Below are 16,235 nucleotides of genomic sequence, written 5' to 3'. Positions count from 1 at the left end.
TGTCGATACGATCAGTTTGTAACGAAAAACCAGGTCGTATCGAATAATCAGGTTATAACAAACAAGTGGCATTAGGAGGTTTCATTGAACAAGGTAGTGATTGTAACAGGCGGGAGCCGAGGCATTGGCGCGGCGACATCTAAATTGTTGGCCAGTAAAGGTTATGCCGTATGTGTTAACTTCATACACAATGAGTCGCGAGCTGAAGATCTAGTGAACGAGATTCGTGAACAAGGCGGAACTGCCATAAGCGTGCGTGCGGACGTGTCTGTTGAATCGGATGTGAAATCTTTGTTCGAGATTGCTCGTAACAAGCTAGGTCCAGTCACTCATTTGGTCAATAATGCCGGGATTTTGTTTACTCAGTCACCATTAGTTGACATCGAATTGGATCGCTTTGAAAAGGTGATGAAATCCAACGTATCAAGCTGCTTTCTGTGCAGTAAAGCCTTTATTAAACAAGCTGATGGCGCGGGTTCGATTGTGAATGTATCGTCTGCCGCTTCTCGCACAGGTGCGCCGTTTGAGTATGTGGATTACGCAGCATCCAAAGGTGCGATGGATTCACTGACCAAAGGCTTATCGCTTGAATTGGCTTCACGCAATATCCGAGTGAATGGCGTAAGGCCAGGCTGTATTTATACTGAGATGCACGCAGACGGCGGAGAGCCAGATCGCGTAGACAGACTAGCTTCGCAGCTACCATTACAACGAGGTGGCACACCAGAAGAGGTGGCTAACTCTATCGCATGGTTATTATCAGACGAAGCTTCGTATGTCACCGGCTCGTTTATTGATATTGCGGGCGGTCGATAGGGCGCGTTGCCCTTTACATTCAGATAAACCAGTTTAAACCATAAACACGCAACACCAGTACGTAACTAAAAGAACGAAACTAAGAGTACAAACATGAAAAACTATTTCGAAAGCCCGTTTGTTGGAAAGTCACTCAAAGAACAGGTGACTAACCCAAACATCATCGTGGGCAAGCACAGCTATTACTCGGGTTACTACCATAACCACAGTTTTGATGATTGTGCGCGTTATCTGCTGCCTGATAGAACCGACATCGACAAGTTGATCATCGGCAGTTATTGCTCGATTGGTTCAGGTGCCGTATTTATGATGGCGGGCAACCAAGGCCACCAAAATCAATGGGTGAGTACCTTCCCGTTCTTCTACCAACACGACGAGAAGTTTGAAGATGCGATAGACGGCTTTGAACGCTCTGGTGATACCGTGATTGGTAATGATGTGTGGATCGGTACAGAAGCGATGATCATGAGTGGTGTTAAGGTTGGTGACGGGGCGATTATCGCGAGTAGAGCGGTTGTGACCAAAGATGTCGCGCCATACTCGATTGTCGGTTCAAACCCTGCACGTCATATCCGTTATCGATTCGATGACACTGAGATTGCTCAATTGTTAGAAATGAAATGGTGGGAGTGGAGCGAAGAACAGATCAAAGGCGCGATGTCGTTGATGTGCTCTTCAGATATCAACGGGCTTTATCATTATTGGAAAGCGATCAAGTAGTCGCAGTCCCCGATATAGCCACGCGTGACAATGTAGCCCCCTCATGGTGTTTATACAAGAATGCTCAAACAAGTGAAAATTTACTGAATTGAATCTATATATGACAAGACATCTAACGCGTCTTGCTTTGTGATAACACCTTGCCATGCTGGCATACCTTGTTCTACGTTACCTTCTAAAATGTCATCCGCCAAAGAACTTGGACTGGTAAAAAAGCCGCCTAGTTTATTAGCGATATTGGCGGGCTTGTGTGGCAATGAAGCGGCAGTGGGGCCATCACCGTGTCCTTTGTCGCCATGACACACCCGACAAAGCTGCGTGTATTTGGCTTTACCATTGGCAAAGTGCCTCGCATCGATTTCAGAGGCGGCACTTGCATTAAACGTCATCATTGAAGTGACTAATCCTAAAAAAGCTAACACGTGTAAATGGTTCATGGTTTTCATTGTTTTGTTCTCGATTATTATTTAACAATGAAAGAATAAGCAGGCGTGAGTAGAAGAAACGTGAATGGGTTAAGCTGGATTAAGCTAAGTTAAGAAGTAGGTTTAGAAGCAAGTTTAGTTTCGGACGAACATCAATGTGACTTGGGTAAATGATTGATTATATGCATATTGCATAGTATGGCGTGTCGCATTAGCGTGGTGGATGAATTGGAGGGGTATTATGATTAGTTGCAACGATTACGATTATATTGAGATTGTGTGTATGCACCGATACCCAATCAAATTAACGCTGAAGTCTGGCGAGCAGATTGAATGTGTCGGATTAGATACTCAACGCAATGATAGCCGTGAAGAGTGCATTAAGGTCAGTATTCAAGGTGTAGAACAACTTGTCGTACTCACTGATCTTTCCACACTAGAAGTCTGTGTCGACAATCCTCATTTTCAGCAGATTTCATTCAAAACGTCATAGGCTTTCAAATGAATAACACCATAGAACAATGCTATTGCACCGCATGCAGAGAAGACACACAACATGTTGTTGTGTTGGTCAGAAAGACGAGTGCGTTTGCAGACAAACCTAACCAAAAGCGAAGCGAGTTTTGGGCAGGCATGATAAAAGGTTGGTTCCTTGGCCCGTTTATCGCGTCAATGGATGAGTTTTCTCGTCATCTTGTCTGTGAAAAGTGTGGCCACAAAGAGATACAAGATTAGTTAAGATTTTACATAGTTAAAACGTCGATTGGCTTAGGAATAAAACGAATGAAAGTAGAAACGATTGAAGCCGTAAAGGCGTACGGGTTTTCAGTAAGAACCACTAATACCGATGAGATTGATCCAACAAAAGCAAAGATAGGTCAATTATGGCAAGGTTTTTTCGATCAAGCTTTTCCTAAGCTGACACCAGATTCAAAAGTGTATGGTGTCTACACCAATTACCAATCGGATTTTACTGGTGAGTTTGATGTTATTGCATGTACCAATGCACTTACCGATAACAATTTAGATGACCTAGTCGAAACCGAAATTGAAGCAGGTAAATATCTGACGTTTTCTGCTGAAGGTGAACTTCCTCAAGCGGTCATCGATTTATGGGGTGAAGTGTGGGCGTACTTCAACGCAGCAGATTGCCCACATGTTCGAACTTACACGACAGACTTTGAATTTTACAAAGGCGAAACTGAAGTCGAGATTTCGATAGCGATTCAATAAGCTTTGGGTAGTCGTTAGTGATAGTCAAATTGAGTCATTAGTAAAAGAGTCGCTCTGTATGAGCGGCTCTTTTTATTGGGGTATACCGCCTAAATAAATTGCGGTACACCGCTTTAACAAATTGTGGTGTACCGTCTTAACAAAGGTCAGCTACATCATTCTCATGAAGTAAGGAATAATCAGTGCGTTCGCTAAATCAATGAAGAACGCGCATACCAATGGCACGATGATGAAGGCTTGTGCTGAATGCCCATATTTCTGACTTACTGCCGACATGTTTGCCATGGCTGTAGGTGTTGAACCTAACGAAATTCCTCCAAACCCAGCACATACAACGGCTGCATCATAGGTCTTACCCATTGATGGGAACACGATGAAGATATTGATTATCACGGCTAGTAGCAGCTGCATTGCCAATATCGCGAAGATAGGACCCGCCAAATCAATGAGCGTCCAAAGTTGCATGCTCATTAGTGACATCGCCAAAAATGTACCCAAGGATATTTCAGCAATTAAGTCGATAGCAGGCGAGCGTGTTGGCCATTTAGTGCCTGATATTCTTGGGTAGGACTCTGGCATTACGTTGGTGATCACGATACCTGCAAATAAACACGATACGAACAGTGGAAGCTGTAACCCGGTTTGACTGATCAATTCATTAAGCAACGCGCCGACAATGACACAAATATGAATCGCTAACACGGCGTCTAAAAATTGAAATGATGTAAGAGCTTGGTGTTGTTTTTTTGCATTTGAATCGATTGAGTTTGATTGCCCGTCAGCAGGTTTGAGGTTGTGACGCTTAATGAGAAACTTTGCAATAGGGCCACCCATCAGGCTGGCTAAAATCAACCCAAATGTTGCACTGGCGATGCCAATTTCCATTGCGCTTTCTAGGCCGAACTCTTCTGCAACCTTGGGTGCCCAAGCAATCGCGGTACCATGCCCGCCAATCAGTGAAATACTTCCGCTGAGTAGGCCAAAGACAGGCTCTAGGCCAAACATTGATGCGACAGAAATACCGACGATGTTCTGCATGATCATGAAGAAGATAGTGATTGATAGCAAAATTACCAAGGGCTTTCCGCCTTTGAACAGGTCTTTCAAACTTGAGTTAATCCCAATCGTGGTAAAGAAGTAGACCAATAATACATCGCGGGCAAATAGATCAAATTGCACTTCGATTGAGGTCGTCGCGTATAAAACCGCGAACAGAAGCGATGCCAAAATCCCACCAGAGACAGGTTCAGGAATACTGAACTCTTTCAAAAAACCGATGACTTGATTCAGCCTTCGTCCGACAAATAGAACCACGATCCCCATAGTCACTGCAAAGAATGACCCGAGATGTAAGATGTTGTTTTCAAATTCCATAGTGATCCTTGTAAAGGTGAAGTTATGACGTAACTTTAGTTGCCAAATTGCGCTTTAATAAGCAACTAGATTAGCATTATTTGTTGCGTTCAAATGATAAGAAGTTTCGGAATTCCGGATCGGCAACAAGTTGTTTGTTACCTTCTTCAATCAATAGATCGACGTTTTCTTTGTCTATCATAAAGTCCGTCGGAATTTGATTGAGCAAATATCGCTTTGCGCTGTTGTCTGATTTATTCAAGCTGATCTCAATGAAGTAGGGTGAAACCTTACGACCTTGATGAGAGGCCAGTTCTTGCCAAGATTGCAACTCGTCAACGATCAAATCTTTTGTTGTATCGTTGTAGCGATGCAACTGGATATCGGTGATGACATCCACCGTTTGTTTCATGGAAGGCGATTCAATCGACTCTCCAATGCCAGATTCTGGCGTCGTCGATGCATCAACCGAAATGATGACAATAGGGCGCGCGTGTTGGTTGTCGTACAAGTTTTTCAACTCTTCGTTGTCGTTGTAACGCAAGTATTCAGACATCTCATATACCGATAGCAAACCGAGGTTGTCAGTAATTCCGCCATCCACAAGGTGGAGATAACTCACATCATCCTTATTGCTATATGACTTTAACGACTTGATCAGATTTCGGTTGCGGTAACTTGTGGCCTCAAACGAGGGTTGTAAATGCTCTGATTTATCACAGTCATTTTTGTTTTCTAGTACCACAGGTGTGAAAACGAAAGGCACAGCAGAAGAAGCCGTCACCGAACTGGACACTGAATAGCTGTTCAGGTCTGAACATATGAGGTCAAAATACTCTTGTGTGAATGAAAAACGCGAACCCGTTGAAATGTCGGTCGCGTTAATAACAATGTAGGGTGCATCTTCTCGGTGCATGTCGGCAAATGTACTTTCACCGAAGATGTTGGCTTTGTAATAGTCGGTGGCTTTGTCTGTTCTGGTGGCGTACGAGAACCAATAAGTCGGAGATAAAAGGATGGAGAACAGATCTTTTGAGACTTCGTGATAAAGGAACGTTTCTTCGTAATCTTCGAATATCTGGTCACCATACAAACCATAATACGCGGCGGTAAAGCTGCCACCGGATACCGAACTGATCATATCAACTTCTTCTAACAGATTGACCGTTTCACCATTTACTTGGATGTTGGTGTCGCGCAATGCTTGCAACACACCATATGAGAGCGCAGCCGCTCGTGTGCCGCCACCAGAAAAAGAGAGGATCAACGTAACTTTGCTATTGGGTTTATTGAAGCTTTTCGCCGTGTAGGTTTGATTCTGCTGCGCAGCAGATGGGCTTGTGTTGGTTGCTTTGTTTTTCGCGCTACAGCCTGAAAGGGCTAGCGAGAAGGCCACTAACAGTGAAACTTTCGCGAACCCTTTAAAATCGGGGCTAGGTGTGTTGAATGTGTTTACTTTGTTTTTTTGCATAGCGCATTTCAAACTAACGTTGTGATTGAGTGAAAGGCGATTTTCGTTGATATCTAATATGCCATCAATAGCAACGCTTGTGATTCAGTGTCACGATTTTCATAACAATAGAGAGCTGTCTATGCTTATTTAGAACTGTTTACAGTCATCTTCGGTAATCTTCAGCAATATGGAGTTATCTCTAGCAATTCATGGAGACTTAATTCTACCCAAAAAAACAATCTTGCTTGGTTTCATTCCACAAAGGGTATTGCTTCATGACTTGGGTGTAGAGCTTACTTTCAAGGTGCGCTCTTAACCAACGTCCTACGTTTTTATATTCAGATTGCACAAACCACTTCTTCTCGACTCTTACGAACTGGCTAACAAACGGCATCACGGCAAAATCGGCTAAGCTTGGGGTTTCTCCAAAAAAGTAGGGCTGATTGGTGAGTAATGCCTCTAACTTGCTGATGAATCCTTCACAGGCTTGTCTGCGTTGTTCACTATCGATGTTTCGGTAACGCACTGAAGCGCGGTATTTCTCTAAGTGACCAATGAATTCTTCATCGTTGGTTTTGATGAGTTGTTGGACTTGCTCGCTAAGTATTGGATTGCTTAAGCGCAGAAGATCTTGAGGATCGTTTTGTTGAAGCGCCCAGTTCATCACATCTAAGCTCTGCTCGATGATTTGGCCATCAGGCAATACCAATACTGGAACAGTGCCTTTTGGCGAACTGGCCAATAGTTCGCTAGGCTTATCTTTGGTAACAATTTCTCGAAGTAACACTTTCTGCTGTGATAGTGCGATGCCCATTCTTCCTCGCATAGCGTAAGGGCAGCGTCTTAAAGAATAAAGGATAGGTAAATCGAATTCGTTTGGCATTATTGAGGTCATTTAGTTTGGAAAGTGTTGATAGGTGGTAAAGAGATCGTGTTGTAGGTAGAATACGCGCCTTAAAAATTATAAGTAAGTGAGCGACTTCAAAAATGAGCAGAAAGATTGAGTTATTAGCCCCAGGTGGCGATGTCGAGGCGATTAAAGCCGCTATCGTGGCCGGTGCCAATGCGGTTTATTGTGGTTTAGACACCTTCAACGCTCGTAACAGAGCCTCTAACCTTTCGTTAGATGAGTTGAATGGTGTGATTCGCCTTGCTCATGAATATGGTTGTGAAGTGTTTCTGACTCTTAACGTTGTGCTGCTGGAGCATGAAATTAAGACTATCACTAAATTGCTGAACCAACTGGTGAACACCAAACTAGACGGCATCATCGTTCAAGATCTTGGTTTGTTTGATTTGGTGAAAAAGCATTTCCCATCGTTAGATGTTCACGCATCGACTCAGTTAACGACGCACAACGAAGGCCAGATTAAGTTCTTGTCTAAGATTGGCGCGACGCGCGTAAACTTGTCTCGTGAATTGAACCTACCAGAAATCAAAATGCTGACGGAAGTGGCACACGATCACGATGTTCTAACTGAAGTCTTTGTACATGGCGCTTTGTGTATCGCATTCTCTGGTCAATGTTACTCAAGCTCAGTAAGTGTGGGTAACTCAGGTAACCGTGGGCGTTGTAGCCAAGCGTGTCGTGATGAATACGAAATCACCAACGCAGGCAACAAGTTCCCACTGAACTTGAAAGATAACTCCGCTTACTACGACCTACCTGAACTGGTTGACGCGAAAGTTGACTCGTTGAAAGTAGAAGGCCGTATTAAAGGCGCACACTACGTATACACTGTGGTAGACACATGGCGTAAACAGATTGATAGCTTTGTAGAAAGTGGTTTGTTGATCGAAGACGATTCAAACCTGCACAAAGTATTCAACCGTGATTTCACCAACTCTTTCCTTAAGGGCAACCTAACGAAAGACATGTTCATTGATAATCCTCGTGACAACAGCATGAACTACGCCGTTGATAAAGCGACGAAAGAGAACAATGAAATCTCAGTGGTACAAATTCAAGAAGTGACCAGCGATCTTTATGAAGCGAAAAATGCCCTAGGCAGTGAAATGCGCGACAAGATCGAGTTCCTTGATATTCGTAAAACACCGGTGTCATTGTCGTTTAGCGCTAAGGTGGGTCAACCATTTACGGTGACAGTGAACACACCAAAAGAAAACTTTACGCTTCAATCTCAATCGTTATTGGCAACAGCTAAAGAGACTGCGATTACTCAGGCGTTACTTGAAAAGCGTTTCAAATCAGTGAAGAGTGCTGTTCATACGCTTGAAAACTGTAACTACGACAACCTAGATGAAGGTCTGATTCTTCCTTTGAAAGAAGTGTCGGTCTTAAAAGACGAAATCGATTTCATCTTAAACGGTTCTGTGAAAGTGATTAAGCACGTTGAAGTGCCAGCACTGCCTCAGCAACCGAAGGTGAACGAGAAGCCAACTATGTCGATGCTTATCGCGGATGTGGAAGATTTGCACCTGTGTGACGTAACTGACGCGGATGTTTACTTCAAACTGCCTGAAAGCTTCAAGAAGCGTTGTAACAAGTACATCGATATCTTGGCAGCAAACCCACGTTTGATTCCTTGGTTCCCTGCAGTATTGATCGGCAAAGATTACGACGAAGCAGTTCGTATCCTTGAAGAGATCAAGCCAGCTCGCATCGTGACCAACAACACGGGTATTGCCTACAAAGCTTACGAGATGGGAATTGAGTGGGTAGCAGGCCCGTTCATGAACACCACAAACTCTCACGCATTGGTTACGCTGAAAGAAGAGCTAAACTGTGCTGGTGCTTTCATTTCGAACGAGATCAACAAAGGTCAGATTCGTCATATTCGCCGCCCAGAGGACTTCAAACTGTTCTACAGCATCTACCACCCAATCTTAATGATGACCAGCCGTCAGTGTTTCTTCCAAAGAACGGTAGGTTGTAACAAGCCAAGCATCGAAGCGGGTTGTATGTTGAAGTGTGAGAAAGCGACCACGATTACCAACGTGAAAGGCATCTCTTTCGCGGTTGATAAACAGAAGGGCGGCTACCCAAGTATTTACAACCACGAGCAGTTCTTAAACCATGACGCTGTAACGGATTTCTCTGGTCTGTTCGACGAGTTCTTCATCGACCTAACCAACATCGGTGCGGGTTCGAAAGAAGTACAGGACAAAGTAGAGCTTATCAAACACTTCCAAGGTTTGATTGACGGCGTTGATGGTTCACAACAGAACCTAGAGCAGATGGTTGAAGTTCGAACTAACGCTCAATACGTGCAAGGTTTATAGGGTTCAAGGTCTACAGCTTCTAACTCAAAGAGCGTTCAAGGCTTATAACACTAAAGGCTTATAAGGTTTAACCGCTTATAAGCTCTCTGAACCAATAAACAAAAGGCCACTCAATCGAGTGGCCTTTTTAATGTCTGAAACTTTCTGAGTCTTTTTCAATTAGCGAATACGTTATTCCGTCACAGCTTCCTGTTTGAAGCATGGGCTCTTTAACGTGTTCATCTTCTCGATTTCATTGGTTAAACGCAGTGAAAGCAGCGCTTTTTGGTTTGAAGCAAAATCGAACATAACGATGGTCGCAGTGCCGATTGTCGTCAGCTTCTGTTGAGCCTTACTGACGATCGCGTATTCCATGGTGAATCGGTCATCTTGAATATCAGTGACACGAGAGCCAATCATCAAAGTATCTGGATACGTGACTGGTCGGAAATACTTACAGTAAGTGTCACCAAGAACAGGGCCAACTTTGGTAATCGCCATCTCTTCCATCAGCTCAACGTGCTTGAAAAAATCTAAGCGAGCGGTTTCGAAATAGCGAAAATATACGGCGTTGTTAACGTGATTGAGTGCGTCCATTTCTCCCCAAGCGACAGGGATTTCTGTTACTACCGGGTAGTCAGATAATAGTGCTTCCATGCGAACTCTCTTATTGTTATCTGTGTAGTTAATGTTATCTGGGTAATTAATGTTATCGGCTTATCCTTCATCGGGATAAGTTGTTATTGGAATAAAAACCCTACCGCTAAATTAACAAAACTGCAACACGTGTAATTTAAGTTTTTGAAGCTTGAAACCACACAATGTCAGCGACTTAACTTTCCGTTACTTATTGATTAGTGTCTCACTAAACAAACGACTTACGCATATCCACCCAATGATTACGCATTAAGGTGTTTGAATTGCAGTTCAACTAAGCGTTGGTACAATTCGCAGCTATTGATGAGAGACTGGTGGTCGCCGATGTCTACTAGCTGTCCTTTATCGAGCACTGCAATCTGGTCGGCGTGTTTAATTGTTGATAAACGATGGGCGATAATGATCGTCGTTCTACCACGCATTAACTCTTCTAACGCTTGTTGTACGTGATGCTCACTTTCGCTGTCTAGCGCACTGGTTGCTTCGTCCAATAAGAGAATATTCGGATCTTTTAGGATGGCACGTGCGATGGCAATGCGTTGTCTCTGCCCGCCAGAAAGCCTAACACCGCGTTCACCAAGAAAGCTGTGATAGCCCTCAGGTAGGTTTTGGATGAACTCATGTGCGTGTGCTTTTTTAGCGGCCTCGATAACTTGTTCGTCCGTTGCTTTCGGGTTTCCGTAGCGAATGTTATGGAACACATCGTTACTGAACAGAGCAGGTTGCTGCGGCACCAATGCCATCTGCTTTCTTAGCTCGTTAGGATCAAACTGATTCAGTTCAACACCGCCTAAGGTGACTTTACCCACTTGTGGGTCGTAGAAACGTTGCAGCAGTTCGAATAGGGTGGTTTTACCTGCGCCAGACGGGCCAACCAATGCCAACACTTTACCTTCATGGGCCGTTAGCGTGAGGTTGCTTGTTGCGGGCTGGTCGGGTCTTGATGGGTAACAGAAGGTCACATCATCAAAAGCGACTTCTGGTGTCACGTTATCGAGTGATGTTGGTTTTTCTACAGGCGCAACAATATGGCTTTCAACTTGCAGAATTTCAATTAATCGTTCTGTCGCACCTGCCGCACGTTGCAGTTCACCCATCACTTCAGAAATCGTACCTAGTGATGAAGCGACCATGATCGCATAGAAGACAAACGCCGCTAAGTCACCCGCCGACATCATGCCGTTGATGACATCGCTGCCACCAACCCAAAGCATGCCTGCAATCGCACTGAACACGATAACAATCACACCAGAGATAAGAATCGCGCGCTGTTTTACACGTTGGCGACCAATTTCATATGCTTTTTCCACTTCAATCGCAAATGACGCTTTCTCTTGTGCTTCTCGGCTATAACTTTGCACCGTTTTAATATGCTCAATCGCTTCGCCAGCATAAGAACCCACATCAGACATCGAATCTTGGCTTTGGCGAGATAGGGCTCTCACTCGTCGACCGTATACCAAAATCGGAATCAGGATAAACGGCACAGAGGCCAACACGATCAGCGTTAGCTTAATGTTGGTCGCGAACAGCATGATGATTGCGCCAATACACATTAATGCACTTCGCATCGCCATAGAAAACGACGAACCAATAATGCTTTGGAGCAGGGTTGTATCGGTTGTGATGCGCGACATGATGTCGCCACTGCCATTGGTTTCGAAGTAACTCGGATGAAGCGTCACAACGTGATTGAAAACTGATAGGCGAATATCTGCACTCACACGCTCCCCAACAGAAGAGACCAAATAGAAGCGGAAGAAGGTACCAATCGAGATCAACACGACTACAACCATGATGAATTGAATCGCACTGCCTAAATCTGATAACGATTGTTGGCTGAAGCCTTGGTCGATAAGAAGGCGAATACCGTGTCCGACCGAAAGGGTTAAGCTCGCCGTGAAGATCAAAGCGATCAGCGCTGCAATCACACGGCCTTTATAGGGCTGAATAAATTTGCTGAGCTCAAATAAAATACTGAGGCTTTTCTTCTCAGGTTTGGGTTGTGGCGCTTTTTGAGTAGATCGTTGAGCCGTTCGCTGAGTAGAGTCACGCGTAGAAGAGACGTCGTTTTGCATATGACTGCCTTAATGTGTTGTCGCTTTAAGAGTAGATGGCTTGTTGTTTGTACGTACATGTCACGAATTAAGTGCTAGTCGTTCGTAAATGTTTGTTGCTTACAAGAGAAACCATTAAAGCACGCATCGCTGACTGATGCTTCCTAGGATACTCAATTTTCGGACTTTGATGCCTAGCAAGTGAGGGAATCTTACTGTTCAAAAGGAACATTAAGCATTTAGTGGCGCTTGAAATAAAGATCAAACGAGCTATTTGGTTCTAATTTTTATGCATGTGAGCGTAAGCCAATAGCGAATGGAAGCTACAGGTTCTTAGATCTTGTACTGATTTTTTAATTGGAAGAGAAACGTTTGCTTTTTCCTCGATATCAATCTTATCAGTAACTTGTGATTTTGGGTTATAAGACCAGTTATAGCGACTGCTTTTTGCGCAACTCTCGTTACAAAAATTCAACAAAATAGTTTTTTATACATTTTTCTTGCATAAAACATCGAATTGAATAGAATAACCAACAAATGACAATTAATGCAGTATTGTGGCATGAGTATTCAAGTAAAGAGCATCAACAAATCATACGGTAATACCCAAGTTCTTCATGACATCAGCTTTGACTGTGAAAGTGGCGAAACCTTGGTATTGCTTGGCCCAAGCGGCGCGGGCAAGAGTTCATTACTGCGTGTATTGAACCTGTTAGAAATCGCGGACAACGGCGAATTAGACATTGCGAACGAGCAATTCGATTTTTCAAGCCAGATCCAAGAAAAGCAGGGGCTTAAACTTCGTCGTAAAGTTGGCATGGTGTTCCAACAATACAACTTGTGGCCACATATGACGGTGATGGAAAACTTAATTGAAGCTCCCACCAAAGTAGCGGGTTTAGATAAACAAGAAGCGATAAAGCAAGCTCAAGAAGTGCTAAAGACACTTCAACTTGCCGACAAAGCAGACGCTTGGCCACTTCAACTGTCTGGTGGTCAACAACAGCGTGTTGCGATTGCACGTGCGCTGATGATGAAACCGGATGTGTTGTTGTTTGATGAACCAACAGCGGCGCTTGATCCTGAGATCACCAACCAAGTTGTGAGCATTATTAAAGAGTTGAGTGGAACGGGCATTACTCAAGTGGTTGTGACACATGAAGTTGATTTCGCGAAGAAGATTGCTAGCCACGTTCTGTATCTAGAAAAAGGGTACATCGTTGAACACGGCACCAGCGATTCATTCGTTAACCCGCAGACACCCGAGTTTGCCGAGTATCTTACGCATTAAACCTAAGTTGACTCACTAGATTTAGCTAAACACAACATCGATTAAAACAATCAAATTATAAAAATGGCCACAGGTCAAAATCACACAGATTCGGAGTAACAAAATGAAAAAGATTCTACTAGCTTCACTTATCGGCCTTTCTTCTGCAGGCATGGCTGTTAATGCATCGGCACAAGATGAAATCAAATTCGCCATGGAAGCGACTTACGCACCATTCGAATACATGGACGAGAACAACCAAATCCAAGGTTTTGACGTAGACCTAGCAAACGCACTTTGTGAAGAGATGAAAGCAACTTGTACTTTTCACAACCAAGCGTTCGATAGCTTGATCCCAGCGCTTAAATTCAAACGTTACGATGCCGCTATTTCGGCAATGGACATCACTGAAGCGCGTCTTAAACAAGTAAACTTCTCTAACGCTTACTACGACAACTCGGCAGCATTCATCTCTATTGAAGGTAAAGTAGCAGACCAAGCAGCACTAGAAGGTAAGCGTGTTGGCGTTCAAAACGGTTCAACTCACCAGAGCTTCCTACTTGAGCAAATGGCTGGCGTAACAGCGGTACCTTACTCAAGCTACCAAGATGCATTCATCGACATGAAAAACGGTCGTATCGATTCAGTATTTGGTGACACAGCGGTAGTAGCTGAATGGTTCAAAAAGCAAGACAACCTAACGTATGTAGGCGACCAAGTAACAAACCAAGAGTACTTCGGTAACGGCTTTGGTATCGCAGTAAACAAGAGTAACCAAGAACTTGTAGACCAGCTTAACGTTGCACTTGCAGCAGTGAAAGCGAACGGCGAATACGACAAGATCTTTAACAAGTACTTCGGTAAGTAATTTATGGAATTAACGGGTTACTCTTTAGGGCTCGTCGAAGCAAGCTGGATGACAGTTCAGCTTGCGTTCGTAAGCCTATTGGTTGGATTGGTTCTAGCAGTGTTGTTTGCAAGTGGTGAGATGTCTCGTCGTATTGCAATCAAATGGCCAACGACTGCATTTGTGACGATTGTTCGTGGTTTACCAGAAATTCTGGTCGTACTGTTTATCTACTTTGGTTCGACACAAGTTCTGTTCATGATCACTGGCGACTTCATAGAAGTGAGCCCGTTCTTATCTGGTGTTGTTGCACTGTCACTTATTTTCGCTTCTTACGCTTCGCAAACTATTCGTGGTGCGTTGAAAGCAGTAAGCAAAGGGCAGAGAGAAGCAGCAAGTGCGCTTGGTATTTCACAATCTCGTGCTTTCTTCAGAGTCGTATTGCCACAAGCAGTGAGACACGCGCTACCAGGGTTAACCAACCAATGGTTAGTGTTATTGAAAGACACAGCACTGGTTTCATTGATTGGCGTAACCGATCTATTGAAACAAGCGCAATTAACATCAGCAGCTACGCACGAAGCATTCACTTGGTACGCGACAGCAGCAGCTATCTATTTGGTCATCACTTTAATCACACAAAGATTGGTAAAAGTGATTGATGGTAAGTTCTCTATTCAAGGTTTGGGTAACAAAGGTGCAATGGCATGAATCAACAATACCTCTCCCAAATGCTTGAAGGCTTAGTGACCAGTCTTCAACTCACAGGTGCTTCATTGCTTGTTGGTTGTATCTTGTCATTGCTGATGACGGTAACGCTAATCCTAAGAATACCGGTGATTCACTGGTTAACACGTGGCATCATTACGCTATTTACCGGCACACCATTGTTGGTTCAGATCTTTTTGGTGTATTACGGCCCGGGTCAATTCGATTGGATTCGTGAAAGCTTCCTATGGACATGGCTTAGCCAACCTTGGTTCTGCGCAATGTTAGCACTCGCATTGAACACCGCGGCATACAGCACGCTACTGTTCAGAGGTGCATTCAACGCGATTCCAGCAGGGCAGTGGGAAGCATGTCGCGCATTAGGCATGGACAAAATCGCAACGCTTAAAGTGTTACTGCCATACGCACTACGTCGCGCCGTTCCAGCTTACTCGAACGAAGTGATTCTAGTCTTCAAAGGTACATCACTGGCAAGCACCATCACCATCATGGATTTGATGGGTTACGCTCAGCGTATCAACGGCCAAACCTACGACACACTCACAGTGTTCGGCATTGCTGGCGCATTCTACCTAGCAGTGAATGGTGTATTAACGCTGATCTTCCGTCAGGTAGAGAAGAAAGCCCTCGCATTCGAAGCGGCATAAGCTAGCAGTTCACAAGCTTAACTAACGTATAAAGCCTGACATTAATGTTCGCATAAATGGCAGGCTTTTTTGTGTTTGGGTATGTGCAGAGTACTGTAATTACATACAGTACGGGCGAGTTTTCGCTAAAATCATACTATATAGAAATATTCTGCATTTTGTCATTCAATGAGTTTATCTATGTTTTAAGTCACTGAAATACTGTGATTAATCGTGGTAGAGTCCCGTACATATGAAACTAGATAGAAAAATTCTATATTTAAATGCAGAATTTTTCTGTCTAAGAGCTGTTGAACTAAGCCGCTTCGCGGAGGGCTTTCCTCTCACTTACCTGATAGACCAAACTTATGATGTATCCATAGATTAAGGAATACATCATGACCTTATTAAGACAACAACTTATCGATGAAATGGCGGTTCGCCGTTTTTCTCCGAAAACCCATGCAAGCTATTTACGTTGGGTTAAAGAGCTATCTACTACTTACGATCTGTCTCCCGATTTACTCACTGATCAACAGATTAGTGCGTATTTACGTACGCTCACCACAGAGCGGAGCTTAAGTAGTAGTACTTGTGCTCAAGCTTTGAATGCCATCTTGTTCTTTTATCGTGCCGTTTTGAATAGAGAATTTGAAGAGCGACTGGTTCCCCCGATTAAACGCGCCAGTAAAATACCGGAGCTGCTTAATCGCGAGGAAGTAAGAAGTATCATTAGTCATTGTCGAAGTCTTAAATATCAGACCGCACTTGAAATGTGTTATGGATGTGGCCTACGTGTCAGTGAGGTCGTAGGCTTGTACGTGAAA

General features: G+C 43.8%; 17 protein-coding genes. 11 read left to right on the top strand and 6 right to left on the bottom strand.

Going from position 1 to position 16,235, the window contains the following annotated elements; all coding sequences use genetic code 11:
• Nucleotides 1–84 precede the first annotated feature (84 nt).
• Entirely contained in the window at nucleotides 85–816 is a 732-nt protein-coding gene (locus MED222_RS12200; RefSeq protein ID WP_009846813.1) for a glucose 1-dehydrogenase, read from the top strand.
• Between the two features lie 93 nt (nucleotides 817–909).
• Nucleotides 910–1,536, top strand: a complete 627-nt coding sequence (catB, locus tag MED222_RS12205) for a type B chloramphenicol O-acetyltransferase (RefSeq protein ID WP_009846812.1) — start codon at nucleotides 910–912, stop codon at nucleotides 1,534–1,536.
• Between the two features lie 80 nt (nucleotides 1,537–1,616).
• On the opposite strand, the gene MED222_RS12210 is transcribed toward catB, so the two are convergent.
• Nucleotides 1,617–1,982 carry a c-type cytochrome gene (locus MED222_RS12210; protein WP_009846811.1) on the bottom strand — a complete coding sequence of 122 codons (366 nt, stop codon included), beginning with the start codon at nucleotides 1,980–1,982 and terminating at the stop codon, nucleotides 1,617–1,619.
• Nucleotides 1,983–2,202: 220 nt separating this feature from the next.
• Between MED222_RS12210 and MED222_RS12215 the strand changes: the two genes are divergently transcribed.
• From MED222_RS12215 to MED222_RS12225, 3 genes are read left to right on the top strand one after another with little or no spacing between them, the layout of a single operon-like run.
• Nucleotides 2,203–2,454, top strand: a complete 252-nt coding sequence (locus MED222_RS12215) for a Rho-binding antiterminator (RefSeq protein WP_004733849.1) — start codon at nucleotides 2,203–2,205, stop codon at nucleotides 2,452–2,454.
• 8 nt (nucleotides 2,455–2,462) lie between these two features.
• Nucleotides 2,463–2,696 (top strand): hypothetical protein, encoded by a 234-nt coding sequence (locus MED222_RS12220; RefSeq protein WP_004733848.1) that lies wholly within the window; start codon nucleotides 2,463–2,465, stop codon nucleotides 2,694–2,696.
• Between the two features lie 48 nt (nucleotides 2,697–2,744).
• Nucleotides 2,745–3,194 carry a GyrI-like domain-containing protein gene (locus MED222_RS12225; RefSeq protein ID WP_009846810.1) on the top strand — a complete coding sequence of 150 codons (450 nt, stop codon included), beginning with the start codon at nucleotides 2,745–2,747 and terminating at the stop codon, nucleotides 3,192–3,194.
• Nucleotides 3,195–3,344: 150 nt separating this feature from the next.
• Here MED222_RS12225 and gltS read toward each other — a convergent pair whose 3' ends face one another.
• From gltS to MED222_RS12240, 3 genes are all read right to left on the bottom strand, one after another.
• Complete coding sequence (gene gltS / locus MED222_RS12230; RefSeq protein WP_009846809.1) at nucleotides 3,345–4,568, bottom strand: sodium/glutamate symporter; 1,224 nt, start codon at nucleotides 4,566–4,568, stop codon at nucleotides 3,345–3,347.
• 76 nt (nucleotides 4,569–4,644) lie between these two features.
• Nucleotides 4,645–6,018, bottom strand: a complete 1,374-nt coding sequence (locus MED222_RS12235; RefSeq protein WP_009846808.1) for a patatin-like phospholipase family protein — start codon at nucleotides 6,016–6,018, stop codon at nucleotides 4,645–4,647.
• A gap of 205 nt (nucleotides 6,019–6,223) precedes the next feature.
• Nucleotides 6,224–6,814, bottom strand: a complete 591-nt coding sequence (locus MED222_RS12240) for a glutathione S-transferase (RefSeq protein ID WP_009846807.1) — start codon at nucleotides 6,812–6,814, stop codon at nucleotides 6,224–6,226.
• A gap of 173 nt (nucleotides 6,815–6,987) precedes the next feature.
• On the opposite strand from MED222_RS12240, the gene MED222_RS12245 reads away from it, so the two are divergent.
• Nucleotides 6,988–9,243 carry a peptidase U32 family protein gene (locus tag MED222_RS12245; protein WP_009846806.1) on the top strand — a complete coding sequence of 752 codons (2,256 nt, stop codon included), beginning with the start codon at nucleotides 6,988–6,990 and terminating at the stop codon, nucleotides 9,241–9,243.
• 171 nt (nucleotides 9,244–9,414) lie between these two features.
• On the opposite strand, the gene MED222_RS12250 is transcribed toward MED222_RS12245, so the two are convergent.
• Entirely contained in the window at nucleotides 9,415–9,879 is a 465-nt protein-coding gene (locus tag MED222_RS12250) for an acyl-CoA thioesterase (RefSeq protein WP_009846805.1), read from the bottom strand.
• Nucleotides 9,880–10,121: 242 nt separating this feature from the next.
• A complete protein-coding gene (locus tag MED222_RS12255) occupies nucleotides 10,122–11,957 on the bottom strand; it encodes an ABC transporter ATP-binding protein/permease (RefSeq protein ID WP_009846804.1) in 1,836 nt (611 codons plus the stop codon).
• A 541-nt stretch (nucleotides 11,958–12,498) separates the two neighbouring features.
• Between MED222_RS12255 and artP the strand changes: the two genes are divergently transcribed.
• The 5 genes from artP to MED222_RS12280 form a co-directional block, all read left to right on the top strand.
• Nucleotides 12,499–13,227, top strand: a complete 729-nt coding sequence (gene artP, locus MED222_RS12260; protein ID WP_009846803.1) for an arginine ABC transporter ATP-binding protein ArtP — start codon at nucleotides 12,499–12,501, stop codon at nucleotides 13,225–13,227.
• Nucleotides 13,228–13,330: 103 nt separating this feature from the next.
• Entirely contained in the window at nucleotides 13,331–14,074 is a 744-nt protein-coding gene (locus MED222_RS12265) for a lysine/arginine/ornithine ABC transporter substrate-binding protein (protein ID WP_009846802.1), read from the top strand.
• Between the two features lie 3 nt (nucleotides 14,075–14,077).
• Entirely contained in the window at nucleotides 14,078–14,764 is a 687-nt protein-coding gene (gene artQ, locus MED222_RS12270; protein WP_009846801.1) for an arginine ABC transporter permease ArtQ, read from the top strand.
• Nucleotides 14,761–15,429 (top strand): arginine ABC transporter permease ArtM, encoded by a 669-nt coding sequence (gene artM / locus MED222_RS12275; protein ID WP_009846800.1) that lies wholly within the window; start codon nucleotides 14,761–14,763, stop codon nucleotides 15,427–15,429. Before artQ ends, artM begins: the two co-directional genes overlap by 4 nt.
• Nucleotides 15,430–15,806: 377 nt before the next feature.
• Nucleotides 15,807–16,235, top strand: a 429-nt coding sequence (locus MED222_RS12280) for a tyrosine-type recombinase/integrase (protein ID WP_009846799.1), incomplete at its 3' end; no start/stop codon positions are given.

It is taken from the genome of Vibrio sp. MED222, from assembly GCF_000153005.1.
GTDB lineage: Bacteria > Pseudomonadota > Gammaproteobacteria > Enterobacterales > Vibrionaceae > Vibrio > Vibrio tasmaniensis_A.
The sequence above is the reverse complement of the archived record's forward strand: the minus strand, read 5'-3'. Positions and strand labels throughout refer to the sequence as shown.

Excerpts from the sequence above, each read along its gene's own strand:
- artM (WP_009846800.1), top strand. The coding sequence starts at position 14,761 with ATGAATCAACAATACCTCTCCCAAATGCTTGAAGGCTTAGTGACCAGT.
- MED222_RS12225 (WP_009846810.1), top strand. The coding sequence starts at position 2,745 with ATGAAAGTAGAAACGATTGAAGCCGTAAAGGCGTACGGGTTTTCAGTA.
- MED222_RS12240 (WP_009846807.1), bottom strand. The coding sequence starts at position 6,814 with ATGGGCATCGCACTATCACAGCAGAAAGTGTTACTTCGAGAAATTGTT.
- catB (WP_009846812.1), top strand. The coding sequence starts at position 910 with ATGAAAAACTATTTCGAAAGCCCGTTTGTTGGAAAGTCACTCAAAGAA.
- MED222_RS12255 (WP_009846804.1), bottom strand. The coding sequence starts at position 11,957 with ATGCAAAACGACGTCTCTTCTACGCGTGACTCTACTCAGCGAACGGCT.
- artP (WP_009846803.1), top strand. The coding sequence starts at position 12,499 with ATGAGTATTCAAGTAAAGAGCATCAACAAATCATACGGTAATACCCAA.
- MED222_RS12220 (WP_004733848.1), top strand. The coding sequence starts at position 2,463 with ATGAATAACACCATAGAACAATGCTATTGCACCGCATGCAGAGAAGAC.
- MED222_RS12235 (WP_009846808.1), bottom strand. The coding sequence starts at position 6,018 with ATGCAAAAAAACAAAGTAAACACATTCAACACACCTAGCCCCGATTTT.
- MED222_RS12210 (WP_009846811.1), bottom strand. The coding sequence starts at position 1,982 with ATGAAAACCATGAACCATTTACACGTGTTAGCTTTTTTAGGATTAGTC.
- gltS (WP_009846809.1), bottom strand. The coding sequence starts at position 4,568 with ATGGAATTTGAAAACAACATCTTACATCTCGGGTCATTCTTTGCAGTG.
- MED222_RS12265 (WP_009846802.1), top strand. The coding sequence starts at position 13,331 with ATGAAAAAGATTCTACTAGCTTCACTTATCGGCCTTTCTTCTGCAGGC.
- artQ (WP_009846801.1), top strand. The coding sequence starts at position 14,078 with ATGGAATTAACGGGTTACTCTTTAGGGCTCGTCGAAGCAAGCTGGATG.
- MED222_RS12250 (WP_009846805.1), bottom strand. The coding sequence starts at position 9,879 with ATGGAAGCACTATTATCTGACTACCCGGTAGTAACAGAAATCCCTGTC.
- MED222_RS12215 (WP_004733849.1), top strand. The coding sequence starts at position 2,203 with ATGATTAGTTGCAACGATTACGATTATATTGAGATTGTGTGTATGCAC.
- MED222_RS12245 (WP_009846806.1), top strand. The coding sequence starts at position 6,988 with ATGAGCAGAAAGATTGAGTTATTAGCCCCAGGTGGCGATGTCGAGGCG.